Source organism: Paenibacillus sp. FSL R5-0378 (genome assembly GCF_038009285.1).
Lineage (GTDB): Bacteria > Bacillota > Bacilli > Paenibacillales > Paenibacillaceae > Paenibacillus_AQ > Paenibacillus_AQ favisporus.
This window is the reverse complement of sequence record NZ_JBBPAY010000001.1, coordinates 724955-742500: the sequence shown is the minus strand read 5'-3', so window position 1 is coordinate 742500 and position 17546 is coordinate 724955. Positions and strand designations below refer to the sequence as shown.

Annotated in this window: 16 protein-coding genes, 8 tRNA genes and 1 rRNA gene (1 of these 25 cut by a window edge); all 25 read left to right on the top strand. The window is 54.8% G+C overall.

Translation table 11 applies throughout. The annotated features are described in order from the left end of the window. Positions 1-1549 (top strand): 23S ribosomal RNA (locus tag MKY74_RS03245); it begins 1380 nt to the left of the window's first position. Between the two features lie 109 nt (positions 1550-1658). Next, positions 1659-1750, top strand: a tRNA-Ser gene (locus MKY74_RS03240). Positions 1751-1780: 30 nt separating this feature from the next. After that, a tRNA-Met gene (locus MKY74_RS03235) sits at positions 1781-1857 on the top strand. A gap of 9 nt (positions 1858-1866) precedes the next feature. After that, positions 1867-1942 (top strand) — tRNA-Val (locus MKY74_RS03230). Positions 1943-1948: 6 nt separating this feature from the next. Continuing rightward, positions 1949-2024: transfer RNA gene (locus MKY74_RS03225), tRNA-Thr, on the top strand. Positions 2025-2035: 11 nt separating this feature from the next. Next, a tRNA-Asp gene (locus MKY74_RS03220) sits at positions 2036-2112 on the top strand. A 115-nt stretch (positions 2113-2227) separates the two neighbouring features. After that, positions 2228-2300 (top strand) — tRNA-Phe (locus MKY74_RS03215). 8 nt (positions 2301-2308) lie between these two features. Then, positions 2309-2394 (top strand) — tRNA-Tyr (locus tag MKY74_RS03210). Between the two features lie 7 nt (positions 2395-2401). Beyond that, positions 2402-2474, top strand: a tRNA-Lys gene (locus tag MKY74_RS03205). A 147-nt stretch (positions 2475-2621) separates the two neighbouring features. Then, on the top strand, positions 2622-3773 hold the full coding sequence (locus MKY74_RS03200; protein WP_076173199.1) for a PucR family transcriptional regulator: 1152 nt from the start codon (positions 2622-2624) through the stop codon (positions 3771-3773). 105 nt (positions 3774-3878) lie between these two features. Then, entirely contained in the window at positions 3879-5003 is a 1125-nt protein-coding gene (locus tag MKY74_RS03195; protein WP_076173198.1) for an ABC transporter ATP-binding protein, read from the top strand. Between the two features lie 188 nt (positions 5004-5191). Beyond that, a complete protein-coding gene (gene hprK / locus MKY74_RS03190) occupies positions 5192-6133 on the top strand; it encodes an HPr(Ser) kinase/phosphatase (RefSeq protein WP_076173197.1) in 942 nt (313 codons plus the stop codon). 12 nt (positions 6134-6145) lie between these two features. Further along, complete coding sequence (gene lgt / locus MKY74_RS03185) at positions 6146-7177, top strand: prolipoprotein diacylglyceryl transferase (protein ID WP_076173196.1); 1032 nt, start codon at positions 6146-6148, stop codon at positions 7175-7177. Between the two features lie 7 nt (positions 7178-7184). After that, positions 7185-7826: a pyrophosphatase PpaX gene (ppaX, locus tag MKY74_RS03180; RefSeq protein WP_076173195.1), complete on the top strand. Its 642-nt coding sequence runs from the start codon at positions 7185-7187 to the stop codon at positions 7824-7826. Positions 7827-7833: 7 nt separating this feature from the next. Then, positions 7834-8373, top strand: a complete 540-nt coding sequence (locus MKY74_RS03175; protein WP_076173194.1) for an acyltransferase — start codon at positions 7834-7836, stop codon at positions 8371-8373. 206 nt (positions 8374-8579) lie between these two features. Next, positions 8580-9773, top strand: coding sequence for an ATP phosphoribosyltransferase regulatory subunit (locus tag MKY74_RS03170; protein WP_076173193.1), 1194 nt, complete (start codon positions 8580-8582; stop codon positions 9771-9773). Positions 9774-9850: 77 nt separating this feature from the next. Beyond that, on the top strand, positions 9851-10483 hold the full coding sequence (gene hisG / locus MKY74_RS03165; protein ID WP_076173192.1) for an ATP phosphoribosyltransferase: 633 nt from the start codon (positions 9851-9853) through the stop codon (positions 10481-10483). Between the two features lie 57 nt (positions 10484-10540). After that, positions 10541-11836 (top strand): histidinol dehydrogenase, encoded by a 1296-nt coding sequence (gene hisD, locus MKY74_RS03160; protein WP_076173191.1) that lies wholly within the window; start codon positions 10541-10543, stop codon positions 11834-11836. A 3-nt stretch (positions 11837-11839) separates the two neighbouring features. Continuing rightward, positions 11840-12442, top strand: coding sequence for an imidazoleglycerol-phosphate dehydratase HisB (gene hisB, locus MKY74_RS03155; protein WP_076173190.1), 603 nt, complete (start codon positions 11840-11842; stop codon positions 12440-12442). A gap of 2 nt (positions 12443-12444) precedes the next feature. Further along, positions 12445-13065, top strand: a complete 621-nt coding sequence (gene hisH / locus MKY74_RS03150; protein WP_076173189.1) for an imidazole glycerol phosphate synthase subunit HisH — start codon at positions 12445-12447, stop codon at positions 13063-13065. A gap of 44 nt (positions 13066-13109) precedes the next feature. Continuing rightward, positions 13110-13850, top strand: coding sequence for a 1-(5-phosphoribosyl)-5-[(5-phosphoribosylamino)methylideneamino]imidazole-4-carboxamide isomerase (gene hisA / locus MKY74_RS03145; RefSeq protein WP_076173188.1), 741 nt, complete (start codon positions 13110-13112; stop codon positions 13848-13850). A 100-nt stretch (positions 13851-13950) separates the two neighbouring features. Next, positions 13951-14709: an imidazole glycerol phosphate synthase subunit HisF gene (gene hisF, locus MKY74_RS03140; RefSeq protein ID WP_076173187.1), complete on the top strand. Its 759-nt coding sequence runs from the start codon at positions 13951-13953 to the stop codon at positions 14707-14709. Further along, positions 14706-15407 (top strand): bifunctional phosphoribosyl-AMP cyclohydrolase/phosphoribosyl-ATP diphosphatase HisIE, encoded by a 702-nt coding sequence (hisIE, locus tag MKY74_RS03135; protein ID WP_076173186.1) that lies wholly within the window; start codon positions 14706-14708, stop codon positions 15405-15407. Before hisF ends, hisIE begins: the two co-directional genes overlap by 4 nt. A gap of 12 nt (positions 15408-15419) precedes the next feature. Next, positions 15420-16244, top strand: coding sequence for a histidinol-phosphatase HisJ (gene hisJ / locus MKY74_RS03130; protein WP_076173185.1), 825 nt, complete (start codon positions 15420-15422; stop codon positions 16242-16244). A 165-nt stretch (positions 16245-16409) separates the two neighbouring features. After that, positions 16410-17357, top strand: coding sequence for a ribose-phosphate diphosphokinase (locus MKY74_RS03125; RefSeq protein WP_076173184.1), 948 nt, complete (start codon positions 16410-16412; stop codon positions 17355-17357). Positions 17358-17546 lie beyond the last annotated feature (189 nt).

Below are 17546 nucleotides of genomic sequence, written 5' to 3'. Positions count from 1 at the left end.
AGGGTAAGTCGGGACCTAAGGTGAGGCCGACAGGCGTAATCGAAGGACAACAGGTTGAAATTCCTGTACCACCGTAAACCGTTATGAGTGATGGGGTGACGCAGGAGGGTAGTGACGCGAGCTGATGGATGCTCGTCCAAGCAGTGAGGCTGGTGTGTAGGCAAATCCGCACACTTTAAGGCTGGGCTGTGACGGGGAGGGAAAATTATAGTACCGAAGGTCATGATCTCACACTGCCAAGAAAAGCCTCTAACCAGGTGAAGGTGCCCGTACCGCAAACCGACACAGGTAGGCGAGAAGAGAATTCTAAGGCGCGCGGAAGAACTCTCGTTAAGGAACTCGGCAAAATGACCCCGTAACTTCGGGAGAAGGGGTGCCCCGGTAGTGTGAATAGCACGAGGGGGCCGCAGTGAAAAGGCCCAAGCGACTGTTTAGCAAAAACACAGGTCTGTGCGAAGCCGCAAGGCGAAGTATACGGGCTGACGCCTGCCCGGTGCTGGAAGGTTAAGGGGAGCGGTTAGGGAGTAATCCCGAAGCTGTGAACCGAAGCCCCAGTAAACGGCGGCCGTAACTATAACGGTCCTAAGGTAGCGAAATTCCTTGTCAGGTAAATTCTGACCCGCACGAATGGCGTAACGACTTGGGCGCTGTCTCAACGAGAGATCCGGTGAAATTTTAATACCTGTGAAGATGCAGGTTACCCGCGACAAGACGGAAAGACCCCATGGAGCTTTACTGCAGCTTGATATTGGATTTGGGTACGATCTGTACAGGATAGGTGGGAGCCTTTGAAACCTGAGCGCCAGCTTGGGTGGAGGCGCCGTTGGGATACCACCCTGATCGTATCTAGGTTCTAACCTGGTACCGTGATCCGGTATGGGGACAGTGTCAGGTGGGCAGTTTGACTGGGGCGGTCGCCTCCTAAAGAGTAACGGAGGCGCCCCAAGGTTCCCTCAGAATGGTTGGAAATCATTCGAAGAGTGCAAAGGCAGAAGGGAGCTTGACTGCGAGACCTACAAGTCGAGCAGGGACGAAAGTCGGGCTTAGTGATCCGGTGGTACCGCATGGAAGGGCCATCGCTCAACGGATAAAAGCTACCCTGGGGATAACAGGCTTATCTCCCCCAAGAGTCCACATCGACGGGGAGGTTTGGCACCTCGATGTCGGCTCATCGCATCCTGGGGCTGAAGTAGGTCCCAAGGGTTGGGCTGTTCGCCCATTAAAGCGGTACGCGAGCTGGGTTCAGAACGTCGTGAGACAGTTCGGTCCCTATCTGTCGTGGGCGTAGGAAATTTGAGAGGAGCTGTCCTTAGTACGAGAGGACCGGGATGGACGTACCGCTGGTGCACCAGTTGTTCCGCCAGGAGCATGGCTGGGTAGCTACGTACGGACGGGATAAGCGCTGAAAGCATCTAAGCGTGAAGCCCCCCTCAAGATGAGATTTCCCAGTATGTAAGACCCCTTGTAGACGACGAGGTAGATAGGTTGGAGGTGGAAGTGCAGCAATGCATGGAGCTGACCAATACTAATCGGTCGAGGGCTTATCCAATAAATATAAAGCGCAGATTCGTTTCGTATCTAGTTTTCAGGGAGTCAAATTCCTGAATGTGTTTTGAAATTACTCTTGGCTATACATTTTGTATACCGAGGTTATGCTTGGAGAGATACCCAAGTGGCTATAAGGGGACCCTCTGCTAAGGGGTTAGACTGCGTAAGCGGTGCGAGGGTTCGAATCCCTCTCTCTCCGCCATTTGAATCACATCTTAGCAAGTTTTAGTATGGCGGCGTAGCTCAGCTGGCTAGAGCGTACGGTTCATACCCGTGAGGTCGGGGGTTCGATCCCCTCCGCCGCTACCATACATACCTGGAGGCTTAGCTCAGCTGGGAGAGCATCTGCCTTACAAGCAGAGGGTCGGGGGTTCGATCCCCTCAGCCTCCACCATCATATGCCGGTGTAGCTCAATTGGTAGAGCAACTGACTTGTAATCAGTAGGTTGGGGGTTCAAGTCCTCTCGCCGGCACCATCTAATAATGCGGGACCGTGGTGTAGAGGCCTAACATGCCTGCCTGTCACGCAGGAGACCGCGGGTTCGAATCCCGTCGGTCCCGCCATTATTATTTACTTCATCTATATGCTTGATATAGATTGAAGATGATGTATTGCATAGTGAATTTCCACAGCGTAAAGTGGGAAGATTAAGATCACCCGCTTTATTTTTGCATGTATGGCTCGGTAGCTCAGTCGGTAGAGCAGAGGACTGAAAATCCTCGTGTCGGCGGTTCGATTCCGTCCCGAGCCACCTTATATGGAGGCTTAGCGAAGTGGCCAAACGCAGCAGACTGTAAATCTGTTCTCGTACGAGTTCGGTGGTTCGAATCCATCAGCCTCCACCAGTTGTAAGAGCCATTAGCTCAGTTGGTAGAGCACCTGACTTTTAATCAGGGTGTCGAAGGTTCGAGTCCTTCATGGCTCATCACAAAGACCATTAACCTTTCGGTTGATGGTCTTTTTGTTTTCTTTTTGGCTGACGATCTGATGTGCATAAGAAGTGTGGTTTTCGATTTTATATAGGAATATGGTAAGATGATTAATAAAAATGACAAAGTGGTGGATGACATCAATGGTGGAGATGGAAACATTACGAAGCAAGCTGGAGCAGGTCGTAGGCGGAACGTTACATATCAAGGAGCTGAGCAAACAGCAGTCGGAGGCGGTTTATTTACCTGTTTCGGTATCCAGCAAGGCTTCTTCGAAGAAAGGGAAGCAGACCGAGCATAGAAGCCTCCAGGATGTGGTGATGGTGGAGGACAAGGTTTGGTTCCCGCTGTTTATCAAGAACGGGCGGGTACACGTAATTGAAGCCGGTTCTGAGCTGGTCAATGATGAAGTATCCCGCTTGATCGGTGTACTGCTGTCTGCGGTAAGAGAGCAAACGGGTGATGCTGTGGAAGCCCAGGGCGATGAGGAACGGGATCTCCTGAGACTCAGTCAATGGATTCAAGAGCAGCTCGACCTGGGACACGACGATGCCGAATTGCCTGACGATTTGGAACTAAAACGTCTGCTTTCCGCAGAGATGACTCCCTTTTTGCTGACTTGTGAGAGTATCCATGCCTCCGATGTTAAGGGGAGCCAGCTGAAAAAGCTGCTGCGCAGCTACTTCGATGGAGAGGTGGTGCTTGCTGCTCTCCGCGACAACGAATGGCTCATCTTGGCCAGAAAAGAACTGGTGGCCGGCAGTAATGACGAGAAAGAAGAGGATAACGGCGAATCGGAAACAGACATGCTCTCCGCGTTCTGTATGGGGCTCTATGAGCTGATTGCAAGCGAATGGGTTGGTGCTTTTCATCTATCCGCCGCGCCTTCGTTCATCCCCTTGAAGTCACTGCCGGGCACGGTAGGCATGCTTCGGGAAACTATTTTCTTGGGACGGACGTTTCATGTGTCGGAGCATGTCCACTTTCCATGGGAGCTGCTCCTTGAGCGTTTAATCTACAGCATCCCGATGGAGCAGCGCCGCCGCTTTCTCGAACAGGCAGGAGACCACGGCGTATTGTTCAGCGACAACGAGACGTTGTCGACACTGGAGACTTTCTTTCAGCTCGACTGCAATGTCAGCGAGACGGCGAAGCGACTATATATTCACCGGAACACTCTTTTATACCGGCTCGATAAGATCAAACAAGAGACTAATCTGGACGTTAGAAGCTTTGGGGACGCGGTTTTGGTGAAGCTGACGATGCTATTGTATAAAGTGACGAAAAGAAAATAGGTTTTTTGTGCAGATTGTGTATAGCCAGTCTGCGAGATGTTGGGTAATATATAACTATCATAATGTATTCGATTTCATAACTATACACTAAGGGGGCAAATTCACATGGCAGGTGTACGTTTAGAGCATATTTTCAAAAAGTATCCGGGTTCTGACAAAGCAACAGTTATGGATATCAACCTTGATATCAAGGATAAGGAGTTTCTGGTGTTGGTAGGTCCTTCCGGTTGCGGTAAATCTACGACGCTTCGTATGATCGCCGGTCTGGAAGAAATCTCTGACGGTAAACTTTACATTGGCGACCGTGTCGTGAACGATGTAGCTCCTAAAGACCGCGATATCGCGATGGTGTTCCAGTCCTACGCTTTGTATCCACACATGAACGTATACCAAAACATGGCCTTTGGTCTGAAGCTGCGTAAAGTGAAAAAGGATGAAATTGATAAACGTGTACGTGAAGCTGCGAAAATCCTCGATATCGAGCATTTGCTGGATCGTAAGCCAAAAGCTCTTTCCGGTGGTCAACGTCAGCGTGTTGCCTTGGGACGTGCGATCGTGCGTGATCCTCAAGTCTTCCTGATGGACGAACCGCTTTCCAACTTGGACGCTAAACTTCGTGGTCAGATGCGTGCGGAAATCACGAAACTGGTGAAACGCCTTGAAACCACTTGTATCTACGTAACACATGACCAGACGGAAGCCATGACGATGGGTGACCGTATCGTGGTTATGCAGGACGGCATTATTCAACAAGCCGCTTCTCCGGAAGAGCTGTACAACAATCCAAACAACCTGTTTGTTGCCGGCTTTATCGGATCGCCTACCATGAACTTTATTAACGGAACACTCAGCGAGTCCAACGGTTCTGTACGCTTCAAATCCCAAGGACTTGACGTAGAGGTTCCAGGTGGTAAAGCGCAAATCCTGAAGAGCAAAGGCTACATCGGCAAAGAAGTGATCATGGGCGTTCGTCCGGAAGATATTCATGAGGAGCCTGTATTCTTGGAAGCTTCTCCGAATACGATCTTCACGGCCCATGTAGACGTAACAGAAAACCTTGGTCACGAGATGCTCCTCTACCTGAGCGGATTAGGTAACGACACCGTTATCGCCCGTGTAGACGGACGTTCTACGACTCGTGAAGGCAACAGCGCTCGTTTGGCTGTCGACATGAACAAAATTCATATCTTCGACAAAGAGTCTGAGCTGAACGTATTGTTGGCTGACTAATTCCAGGCGGAATGCCTGAAGATGAAGAGCCGCCCTTTCGGGCGGCTCTTTTGTATTTACCAGCGAATAGGCGGCTGACATTGCATTCACGGGAAATATCATTTACGATGGGTACATTAGAAAATTCATGGTTTGACCGGCGGCAGTCGGCTGACAGAAGAGCCAGCTGATAGAAAGGGAGACGTGAAATGGCTAAGAAAGTAAGAGTATCTGAATTGGTCCAGCAATTTCAGCTGGAGGTCATTTCAGGGGAACACGGCCTAAGACGGGCCATCACGACAGACGATTTAAACAGACCGGGTCTGGAAATGGCAGGTTATTTTGAATATCATCCTGAGGAACGGGTGCAGCTGCTGGGACGAACGGAGCTGGCCTTTTTTGCCATGCTTACGGCAGAAGAACGGAAAGAGCGGATGGAGCGCCTGTGCAGCAGCGAGGAAACGCCTTGTATTGTTGTCACGAGAGGGCTGGAAGTGCCCGAGGAATTGATCCATTTTAGCCAGGAAAAGAACCTGCCCATCCTGCGGAGCAATATGGCGACGACCATCCTGTCCAGCCGGATTACCGGCTTTCTGGAGAGAAAGCTGGCGCCGACCACTACCATTCATGGCGTACTGTGTGACGTCTATGGGGTAGGCATGCTGATTACCGGCAGCAGCGGCATCGGGAAGAGTGAAACTGCACTGGAATTGGTCAAACGGGGCCACCGGCTGATCGCTGATGATGCGGTGGAAATCCGGCAGACCTCGGACTTTCAGCTGCACGGATCGGCTCCTGAGCTGATTCGCCATCTGCTGGAGATCCGCGGTGTCGGGATCATCAACGTCATGACCCTGTTCGGAGCCGGAGCAATCCGGAACAACAAACGAATTACGCTTGTCGTCAAGCTTGAGGCCTGGCAGCAGGATAAGCAGTACGACCGGCTCGGACTGGATGAAGAAACGACCAAAATCATCGATACCGACATTCCTCTCGTGACCATTCCGGTACGTCCGGGACGTAACCTTGCGGTCATCATCGAAGTGGCGGCCATGAATTACCGGCTGAAGCAAATGGGTCTGAATGCGGCCCTGCAGTTTACGAATAAGCTCACAGCCACCATTGCAGAAGATATGGACGATATGGACTAGGAGAGTGGATACATGGCTACATTGCTAATTAATCCGATCGCTTTCTCGATTGGATCCCTGTCAGTTCACTGGTACGGTCTGATCCTGGGCTTGGGGGCGCTGGTTGGCCTCCTCCTGGCCATCCGGGAAGGCAGAAGATTCGGCATTATGCCTGAATTTTTCATGGACTTGCTGCTGCTGGGAGTACCGTCGGCTATAATCGGGGCGCGGATCTATTTCGTGGCCTTCATGTGGGACGATTACAAGAACAACCTGCTGGACATTTTTAAAATATGGAACGGCGGGATTGCGATCTACGGTGCGCTGATCGGAGCGATCATTTGCGCCATCATCTATTTCCGTTACAGAGGGTACAACTTCTGGCGCATTGCCGACATTTGTGCACCCAGCCTGCTTACGGGGCAAATGATCGGTCGCTGGGGCAACTATGTGAACCAGGAAGCGTACGGCGGTCCGGTGAATGAGTTTTTCCTGCGGAACAATTTGCATTTGCCTGCTTTTATCGTAGACCAAATGAACGTCGAGGGCGTATACCACCATCCGACCTTCCTGTACGAATCATTATGGAGCCTGGTGGGCATCATCATTTTGTTTATTCTTCGTCGTCAAAAATTTTTGCGCGCGGCTGAATTGTTCCTTTCTTATTTTATTTGGTACTCGATCGGGCGGTTCTTTATAGAAGGACTGCGGACGGACAGCCTTGCTTTTAAGGGTCCGGAATGGCTGGCATCGATGGTTAACGGTTTGTGGAAACCGATGGAGTGGATGGGATTCGAGCATGGTGCGCTTGACCCGAATTACGGAAATGTCCGTATTTCCCAGCTCCTGGCCATCCTGATTATCGTCGTCGCCATTGTATTGATCATTGTGCGCCGTACAACCGGTCAGGCGAAGGAGCACTATCTGGATCCGATCGTCTCGACGAAAGCGCCGAAAGATACGGTGCCGGAAGCAACCGCGCTGGATCATGATACTAAAGTAGAACCCGTTGCTACCCCTGAGCACCGCGAGGAGAACGCCGTAGTGGAGGACAAAAAGGAGTAACGACAGCATGATAGATACCGTACTGTTTGATTTGGACGGAACGATTATTGATACGAATGAATTGATTATCAGCTCGTTTATGCATGTACTGGAGAAGCATGTGCCGACTCCCCTGACTCGGGAAGTGATCATTCCGAAAATGGGGATGACGCTGGAGCAGCAGCTCCAGTTTTTCTCGGGGAGCGAGGATGTGACCCATTTTCACCAGGCTTACAGAACGTATAACGACGCTCATCACGACGAGATGGTGCAGCCTTTTCCGCATGTGCTGGAGGTAATCAAGGAACTGGACCGGCGCGGCATTACGATGGGAGTTGTGACCACCAAAAACAAGCCGGGCACGTTCCGGGTGCTGGAGATGTTCGGGCTGGACAAGTATATGAAGGCGATTGTAACGGTGATGGACGTCGAGCATCCCAAACCGCATCCGGAGCCGGTGCTGATGGCCATCAGCCAGCTTGGAGCGGATCCGGCAGCAACGTTGATGGTCGGGGACAGCCCGGTGGATATTCAATCCGCCAAGGCTGCAGGCGCCCGGTCTGCCGGGGTCGCTTGGTCGCTGAAAGGCGAGAAGGTGCTCCGCGAGTATAATCCGGATTACATACTGCATGATATGACCGATTTATATTCCTTGGTGGAACAGGAGTAAGGCGATTGTGAGCAGAAACGTGACCCGTTACCCTGTCGAAGGCCCGAACGCGCTGTGGCAAATCTATAGAACGGTCAGCCCTTGGAAAGGGGTTAAAAATTTCATATGTATACAGGCGGCCCGGTACTGCCCGATTCTTCCGCTAAAGAATTGGATCTACCGTCACCTGCTGGGGATGAAGGTGGGGGAGCATGCTGCCTTTGGCCTGATGGTCATGGTGGACGTGTTCTTTCCGGAGAACATTACGATCGGGGACAATTCGGTGATCGGGTACAACACGACGATTCTCGCCCACGAATATCTGATTAAGGAATACCGGCTGGGACAAGTCCTGATCGGCAGCAATGTGCTGATCGGAGCGAATACGACCATTTTGCCGGGAGTCACGATTGGAGACGGCGCTGTCATTGCCGCCGGGTCCGTCGTGCACAAGAGCGTACCGGCGGGTGCCTTTGTCGGCGGAAACCCGCTGCGTGAGCTGAGACGTTCGGATTCGAAAACGGAGGAGGATGCGCATTCCTCGTCAGTGCCGGCATCGGATGAATAAAGGCAGTGGGCGCACATACGAAAACATTCAAAAGCTTGGATTTTGAATGTTTTTTTTGTATCAAGCCGAGGCAAGTGCACGGAAGTGAAACGTATGGCAATTGACGAATCTGCCTTTTCATGTTAATATAGCCATTATTCTTTACTTTGGTAGTATGGTAGCACTTTAATGCGATGAAGAAATATAACTGTTCGAGGTGATGGGACGTGACCAAGCCGAAAGGTTTTGAAAAGCCTTCAGGCGTCCGCGATTATGTGCCTTATGCGGTCTCCAAGCTGCGCCGGATCGAGCGCGACGTGCTTGACTGCATGAGCCGCTGGGGTTACCGGCAAATCATGACGCCGACGATGGAATATTACGATACGGTAGGCGTGGCAAGCTCCACGTCGGACCGCAAGCTGTTTAAATTGTTGAATAACCGGGGCACCACACTGGTGCTTCGTTCGGATATGACGGCTCCGATTGCCCGGGTAGTCTCGTCGCTGCTGAAGGAAGAGCCTCTGCCCATTCGGCTGTCTTACCACGCGAACGTGTTCCGGGCCATTGAGGAAGAAGCCGGACGGGAAGCGGAATTTTTTCAGACCGGTGTCGAGCTCGTCGGTGACGATTCACCCGAAGCGGATGCCGAGGTCGTGGCGCTGGCCATCGAATCTTTGAAGGCGGCAGGAGTGTCCTCTTTTAAAATTGCCATGGGTCACGTCGGGTTTCTCAACGGGTTGTTTGATGAAATCCTCCCGGGATCAACCGAAGCTCAGCAATCACTGAAAGAGGGCCTGCTCAGCCGCGACTTCGTCGGTTTCCGTAAAACGATCAGCGAGCTGGGTGTAACGGATGAACAGCGGAATTGGCTCGAAGGACTTCTCCGTCTGCGCGGAGGCCAGGAAATTTGCGATCAGGCGCTGGAGCTGAGCGGTCATCCGCTCGCAAGAGCATCCATCAGCCATTTGTGCAAAGTATGGGAGGTGCTGGAGGCGTACGGCGTGTCGGAGCACGTGCTTATCGATCTGACGATGATCGGAGACTTTTCCTACTATACAGGAATGACGTTTGAAGGCTACGCCTCCGAGCTTGGCTTCCCGGTCTGCAGCGGCGGACGATACAACAATCTGCTGAAGCAGTTTGGACGGGATGTTCCGGCGACGGGATTCGCGCTGAAAACGAACCGTATTCTGGATGGCGTCAACGGCGTGCAGGAAGCGGCTGTGCTGCCTGTTCTCGTCCGTTATGACGCAGCTCATCGCAAGGAAGGCCTGGCGGAGGCAGCGAGGCTTCGTGCGCAGGGACAATCGGTTGTTACGCTGTTGATCGACGGAGATCATACCGGCACGGATGCGCCGCAACCAGGGGCGACCAGCCAAGCTTATGGAGAGGTTATTACTTATGGCGGGAGTTTGGGGTAAAGGGAACCTGGGGCAGGTTTAGAGAAACATAAACAGCGAATTTAGATAGATGAACATGAGAAGCAGGAGGGAGAACGTTGGCAGAAACTTTAAAAGTGGCGATGCCGAAAGGGCGGATCTATAAAAAAGCGTCGGCATTGTTCCGTGAAGCCGGTCTTCCGATCCCGGAAGAGGTCGATGAGTCGCGCAAACTGGTCATTCCGCTGCCGGAGCTGGACATGGAATTCATTCTGGCCAAACCGGTGGATGTGCCGACCTTCGTGGAATACGGCGCCGCGGACATCGGCATCGTCGGCAAGGACGTACTGATGGAAGAAAATCGCGATGTCTACGAGCTGCTGGACTTAGGTATCGCCAGATGCCGGATGTCCGTGATCGGTCTGCCCGACTGGAAGCCGGGCATTCAGCAGCGCGTGGCAACGAAGTACCCGAACGTGGCGTCGCAGTACTTCCGCGAACAGGGGCAGCAGGTCGAGGTGATCAAGCTGAACGGCTCCATCGAGCTTGCGCCGTTAATCGGGCTTTCCGACCGGATTGTCGATATGGTGGAAACCGGGCAGACGCTGCGGGAAAACGGTTTGGTGGAAATGAACAGCATCTTTGAAATAACGAGCCGTCTGGTGGCCAACCGGGTGAGCTATCGGATGAAGAACGGGCAAATCCAGTCGCTCTGCGACCGGCTTCAGAAAGTGATTTCCGCTTCGGAATAGTTCGGGATAAAGCCAAGCGGAGTGGATGGCGAAGAGATAGCAGAGGGGGAGAATGGGATGAAAATCGTACCGGTTGAGGATTTTGATCTGCGGCGGGAGGTCGAGTACGGCACGCCGGAGCAAAATGCAGCCGCCAAGCGGATCGTGCAGGACGTAAAGCAGGAGGGCGATGCAGCGCTGCTCCGGTACACGGAAGAGCTCGACCGCACGAAGCTGACGGCATCGGGCCTGCGCGTGACCGAAGAGGAGCTGAAGGCGGCCTACACAAAGGTTGAGCCATCGTTCGTCGAAGCGATTTCGGCGGCGGCGCGCAATATTCGCGCGTTCCACGAGAGAGAGAAAAGAAACTCCTGGATGGATCTGCAGCCGGACGGCAGCATCTTGGGGCAAATCATTCGTCCGCTGAAGCGGGTCGGCGTCTATGTGCCGGGCGGGAAAGCGGCCTATCCGTCGTCCGTGCTGATGAATGTCATTCCGGCCCAGGTGGCGGGCGTTCCGGAGATCGTCATGGTGACGCCGCCGGCGACGGGCGGAAAAGAGGGCATCAACCCGTATATTCTGGTGGCGGCCGCGGAAGCCGGCGTCCATGAAATTTACCGGGTTGGCGGCGCCCAGGCCATCGCGGCACTGGCGTACGGTACGGAGACGATCGCGCCGGTGGATAAGATCTGCGGGCCGGGCAATATTTATGTCGCGCTGGCCAAGCGGGAAGTGTACGGTGCGGTCGACATCGACAGCATCGCCGGGCCGAGCGAAATCGTCGTGCTGGCCGACGAGCAGGCCGACCCCGAATTCGTGGCGGCCGACCTGTTGTCCCAGGCCGAGCATGACGAGATGGCGTCCGCGATTCTGGTGACGCCTTCGCGGCAGCTGGCGGACGCGGTCGCTGCCGAGGTGAAGCGGCAGCTGGAGAGCCTGCCCCGCCGGGATATCGCGGCGGCTTCGGTGGAGGGCTACGGAGCCATCATCGTGGTGGAGTCGCTGAAGGAAGGCATATCGGTCGTCAACCGGCTGGCGCCGGAGCACCTGGAGCTGATGGTCCAGGATCCGATGGCGATCGTTGGGCTGATCGAGAATGCCGGGGCGATTTTCCTCGGAGCATACAGCTCGGAGCCGGTAGGGGACTATTTTGCCGGGCCCAACCACATCATTCCGACAAACGGCACGGCCCGGTTTTCTTCGCCGGTCGATGTCGATGATTTTATTAAAAAGTCCAGCATGATCTACTACAGCAAGGAAGCGCTCCTGAAAAACGGCGAAGCGATTATGGAGCTGGCGCGCGGCGAGGGGCTGGAAGCGCATGCCCGGGCCATTGAGGTCCGGCTGAAACGCGAAATCGAAGGGAGAGACTAGAACATGACTAATCAAAGCAGCGAACGCCGTGCAAGCATCAGCCGCAAAACGAACGAGACCGACATTCAGCTGACGTTTGGCGTAGATGGCACCGGGGTATCCGAACTGGAAACGGATGTGCCTTTTCTGAACCATATGCTGGACCTGTTTACGAAGCACGGCCAGTTTGATTTGAAAGTGAAGGCCAAAGGCGATATCGAAATTGACGACCACCATACGGTGGAGGACATCGGCATCTGCCTCGGCCATACATTAAGGGAAGCCCTCGGCGATAAAAAGGGCATCAAGCGCTACGCGAACGTGTTTATTCCAATGGATGAGGCGCTCGCGCAGGTCGTGATCGACGTGAGCAATCGTCCCCATTTTGAATACCGGGCGGAGTATCCTTCCAGCCAAGTCGGAAGCTTCTCCACCGAAATGGTGCATGAGTTTCTGTGGAAGCTGGCGCTGGAGGCACGCATCACGCTGCATGTCATCGTTCATTACGGCCAGAACACGCACCACATGATCGAAGCGGTGTTCAAGGCGCTGGGGCGTGCGCTGGATGAGGCGACCAGCATTGATCCACGGGTTACGGGGGTTCCATCAACGAAGGGAGTGCTGTAACCGTGACGATCGCCATTGTGGATTACGGCATGGGCAACCTGCACAGCGTCAGCAAGGCCGTCGAACGTCTTGGCACCGAGGCGCTTGTGACGGGCGACCGCGAAGCCATTCTTGGGGCTGACGGCGTCATCCTGCCCGGCGTTGGCGCGTTTGGCGACGCGATGGAGCACCTGCGCGAAACCGGGCTTGACCGGGTAGTTCAAGAGGCCGCTGAGGGCGGCAAGCCGCTGCTCGGCATCTGCCTCGGCATGCAGCTGCTGTTTGGCAGCAGCGAGGAGCATGGCCATCACGAAGGGCTCAACATCTTGCCGGGTCGGGTGGTTCGCTTCCCTGACGGGGAGCTGAAGGTGCCGCACATGGGCTGGAACCGGCTGGACTTTGTGCAAAAGGAAAGTCCGCTCTTCAGCGGCCTTACGGAGGGCCATGTATACTTCGTCCACTCGTACCATGTGCTGCCGGACGAACCCGCCGATTTGCTGGCGGTAACGGATTACGGCCGTCCGGTGACCGCGATCGTGGGCCGGGGGTCGGTGTATGGCATGCAGTTTCATCCGGAGAAAAGCGGTGAGCTGGGCGTGCAGCTGCTGCGCAGCTTTTTGCGGCTGACGGGAGCGAAGGTCTAACGCCTTCTTGACCGGCGTGGAATAACAGGAAAGCGGGGAGAACGATGTCTTCATTTATCATTTATCCGGCCATCGATATTCGCGGAGGCAAGTGCGTACGGCTGGTTCAAGGGGATTACAATCAGGAAACGGTATATAACGACAGCCCGCTCGAGGCGGCCAAGGCTTGGGAAGCACAGGGCGGTGCGTATATTCATTTGGTGGATCTGGACGGCGCCAAGGCAGGACGCCCGGTGAACGACGAGGTCATTGGAGCCATTGCCAAAGGCGTTCAAGTTCCCGTTCAAGTCGGGGGCGGACTGCGCACCCTGGATGACGTGAAGCGCCTGCTTGGCCTTGGCGTGAGCCGGGTCATTATCGGCACGGCGGCGATCGAGGACCGCGCCTTTACTGAGGCGGTGCTCGGCACTTACGGAGACCGCGTGGCAATCGGAATCGATGCGCGGAACGGTTATGTGGCGACCCGCGGCTGGCTGGAGACATCGGAGGTTAAGGCAGAGGAACTGGCTAAAGAGCTGGCGGCCAAAGGAGCGGAAACATTCATCTTCACCGATATCTCCCGCGACGGCATGATGCAGGGGCCGAACATCGAGGCCATCGTGTCACTGGCCAAAGCCAGCGGACGCACCGTGATCGCTTCGGGCGGCGTGACGGTCACCGAGGACCTGCTGAACCTCAGCGGACACCGCGGCGACGGCGTGGGCGGAGCTATCGTCGGAAAGGCGTTGTACACGGGCAGCATTCAGCTTGCGGATGCGCTGCGGCGGATCGCTGAACAAGCATAAGTGTGAGGATAGAGAGAGCGGAAGCTCTCTTTTGCAGATATAAAGGGATAAACGGTAGTCAGACTACCATGTGAGCACGAAAAGAGAGGGAGCGAGGCCCATGCTGGCAAAACGAATCATTCCCTGCCTGGACGTTAAGGACGGCCGTGTGGTGAAGGGTGTTAATTTTGAAAATTTGCGGGACGCGGGCGATCCGGTGGAACTCGCGGCGCTGTACGACAAGGAAGGCGCGGATGAGCTGGTATTCCTGGACATTTCGGCGTCGGTGGAAGGACGCGCCACCATGGTGGAGGTCGTGCGGCAAACCGCAGGGGAAATCGCGATTCCGTTCACGGTAGGCGGCGGCATTTCCCATGTCGATGACATGAAGCGGATTCTGCGCGCAGGCGCGGACAAAATCGGCATCAACACGGCGGCCGTCCTGAATCCCCAGCTCGTAGCGGAAGGGGCGCGCCGGTTCGGCTCACAGTGTATCGTCGTGGCTGTAGACGCCAAGTATAACGAGGCTTGGGGCGAGTGGGAGGTCTACACGCACGGCGGACGGAAAGCCACTGGCATCCGGGCGCTGAACTGGGTGAAGGAAGCGGAAGCCCTCGGAGCGGGAGAGATTTTGCTGACGAGCATGGACGCTGACGGCACGAAGGACGGCTTTGACCTTCCTCTCACCGCGGCGGTCGCGGACGCTGTCCGGATTCCGGTGATCGCTTCAGGCGGAGCGGGGACGAAGGAGCATTTTGCCGAAGTCTTCACGCAGGGGAAGGCGGATGCGGGCTTGGCAGCTACCATTTTTCACTACAAGGAAATATCGATACCGGAATTAAAGCAGGACTTAAAGCAAAAAGGGGTTGAAATCCGATGAACAGCAACATACAGCAATTCTCCCTGGAGCAGGTGCAGGGGCAAATCCGTTATGACGAGGCCGGCCTCGTACCCGCTATTATTCAGGACGCCACGACGCGTAATGTGCTGATGATGGCTTATATGAACGAAGAATCGCTCAAGCGGTCGATCGAAACCGGGGAGACCTGGTTCTGGAGCCGCTCGCGGCAGGAGCTGTGGAACAAGGGAGCGACATCGGGCAACACTCAGCGCATTGTGTCCGCCAGCTATGACTGCGACGGGGATACGCTGCTGTTCCTGGTCCATCCGAAAGGTCCGGCATGCCATACCGGCGAGGAAACGTGCTTTTACCGCGGCATTGCCGTTCCGGGACAGGATCAATCCGCTGATGGCGTCGATGCGGCAGGCGAAGGAAGACACCGCTTTGCGGTGCTGGAGGAGCTCGAGCAGGTGATCGCGGAACGCGAGAAAGAGCGTCCGGAAGGCGCGTATACGACCTATCTTTTTGACAAAGGCGTCGATAAAATTCTGAAAAAGGTCGGCGAGGAAACCGCAGAGACGATCATCGCGGCCAAAAACAAGGACAATGACGAGCTGCGCCTTGAGGTCAGCGACCTGATCTATCACCTTCTGGTGCTGCTGCAGGAACGCAAGCTGCCCCTGGATGATATCATGGCCGAGCTGGACCGCCGCCACGAGCGTCCCCGCCGGGATTAGGGGGAAACCGCTATGTACATCGATTACCATACCCACCATGTCCGGTGCGGCCACGCCGTAGGCGAGCTTGAGGAATATGTGCGCCGCGCGGTTGACATCGGGCTGGGACAGATCGGTTTGTCCGACCATATGCCGCTGCTTCATGTGGACCCGGCTTCGTATTACCCGGAGATGGCGATGCCGATGGAGGAGCTTCCGCGATATGTGGAGGAGTGCCTGTCGTTGAAGGAGCGCTACCGCGGCCAAATCGACATTCGGGTCGGCCTGGAGGGCGACTACATCGAGGGTTATGAGGCGGAAATTGAGAAGATCGTAAACGCATACCCTTGGGATTACATTATTGGCTCGGTACACTTTTTGGGCGAATGGGACATTACGGACCACCGTCAGGTGCAAGGCTGGGAAGGCAAGGATGTCCTGAAGGTATACGAAACGTATTATGATGCGGTGAAAAAGGCGGCTGCCACCGGCTTTTACGACATTATGGGCCATCTGGACGTGATCAAGCGGTTCGGATACCATCCAGTCCCTGAGGCGACAAGGGAAGTAGAAGCGCTGGAAAACGCCGCCCTTGCCGCTGTCGCGGCCAGCGGGGTAGCAATGGAGCTGAATGCGTCGGGATTGTCCAAGCCCTGCGCGGAAATGTTCCCGTCCCGGCGCATGCTGGAGGAGGCATACCGGCTGGGCATTCCGCTCACGGTGGGCTCAGACGCTCATGATCCGCTCAAGCTGGGCGAGAATTTGGAAGCCGCCCGGAACATGCTCTGGGAGGTTGGCTTCCGCGAACTCGTTGTTTTCGAAGGGCGGAAGCGCAGCCGGATTCCGCTGGAGGTATAAGCAGGCTTGTAAGTGTACGGTTTGCTGCAGGCTCAGGGCCGTCTGAAGTGGCGCCGATGACAAGGACGGAAACATTTTTTCCGCCGGACTCATCGGCGCGATTTCATTCCGGGAGCGAACCGATGTATAATCTAAGTATAGAAGACGGGTTATCAGGAGGGTCGTATGCAACATAAGCTGCGTATTTTTTCCGGATCATCGAATCCTGTTCTAACTGAAAAAATTTGCGACATGCTGGGTGCGGAGCTGGGCAGCGTTAAGCTTTCCCGTTTCAAAAGCGGGGAAATCTATGTGAACTATGAGGAAAGCATCCGCAACTGCGACGTCTTCCTCGTGCAGTCCCTGTCTCACCCTATTAATGAACTGTTCGTCGAACTGCTGGTCATGATTGACGCGGCCAAGCGGGCTTCGGCCCGTACGGTGAACATTATCGTTCCTTACTACGGGTATGCCCGCCAGGAACGCAAGTCTGCACCGCGTGAACCGATTACGGCCAAAATGGTGGCGGACGTGCTGACGACGGCCGGGGCGAACCGGGTCATTACTGTTGATTTGCATGCACCTGCTATTCAGGGCTTTTTTAATATTCCCGTCGACCATCTCACGGCGCTGGACCTCATCAGCGCTCATTTGAAATCGCTTCAAATCGACCGGCCGGTCATCGTGTCGCCGGACGCCGGAAGGGCGTCCACCGCGGAGAAGCTGGCGAATCACCTCGATTCTCCGTTTGCGATCATGATCAAGAAGAGACCTGCGCATAACGAGTCCGTCATTACGCATGTTATCGGCGATGTGAAGGGACGGACGCCGATCATCATCGAGGACTTGATCGATACGGGATCAACGATCGTCAATGTGGTCGAGGGCCTGAAGGAGCGCGGGGCGTCCGAGGCGATTGTATGCGCCACGCACGGCCTGTTCTCAGGAGACGCGCTGCAGCGGCTCGATCATCCCCATATCCGGGAGATCGTGGTGACGGATTCGATCGCCATCCCGGAAGCGCGGCCGGAGAAGCTGCACATCTTGACGATTGCGCCGATGCTGGCGCGGGCTACACGGATTATTATCGAGGGCGGGTCGATCGCCACTTTATTCAAGGACGCCGGGGTATAGCTGCCCCGGGGTCTTTTTGCGCTTACGCGGGGGGATGAACGCGGTCTGTCTTCAATGAATTTACGTCGGTGTACATTTTTCTTTAGATATAAGAAAGGATTAGCTACGAAGAAACGGGCTCCCTTATATCGCAAGAGAAATTTCCGCTAAACGCGGTCTGGCTTCCTTGAATAAACCTCGATTGTAGAT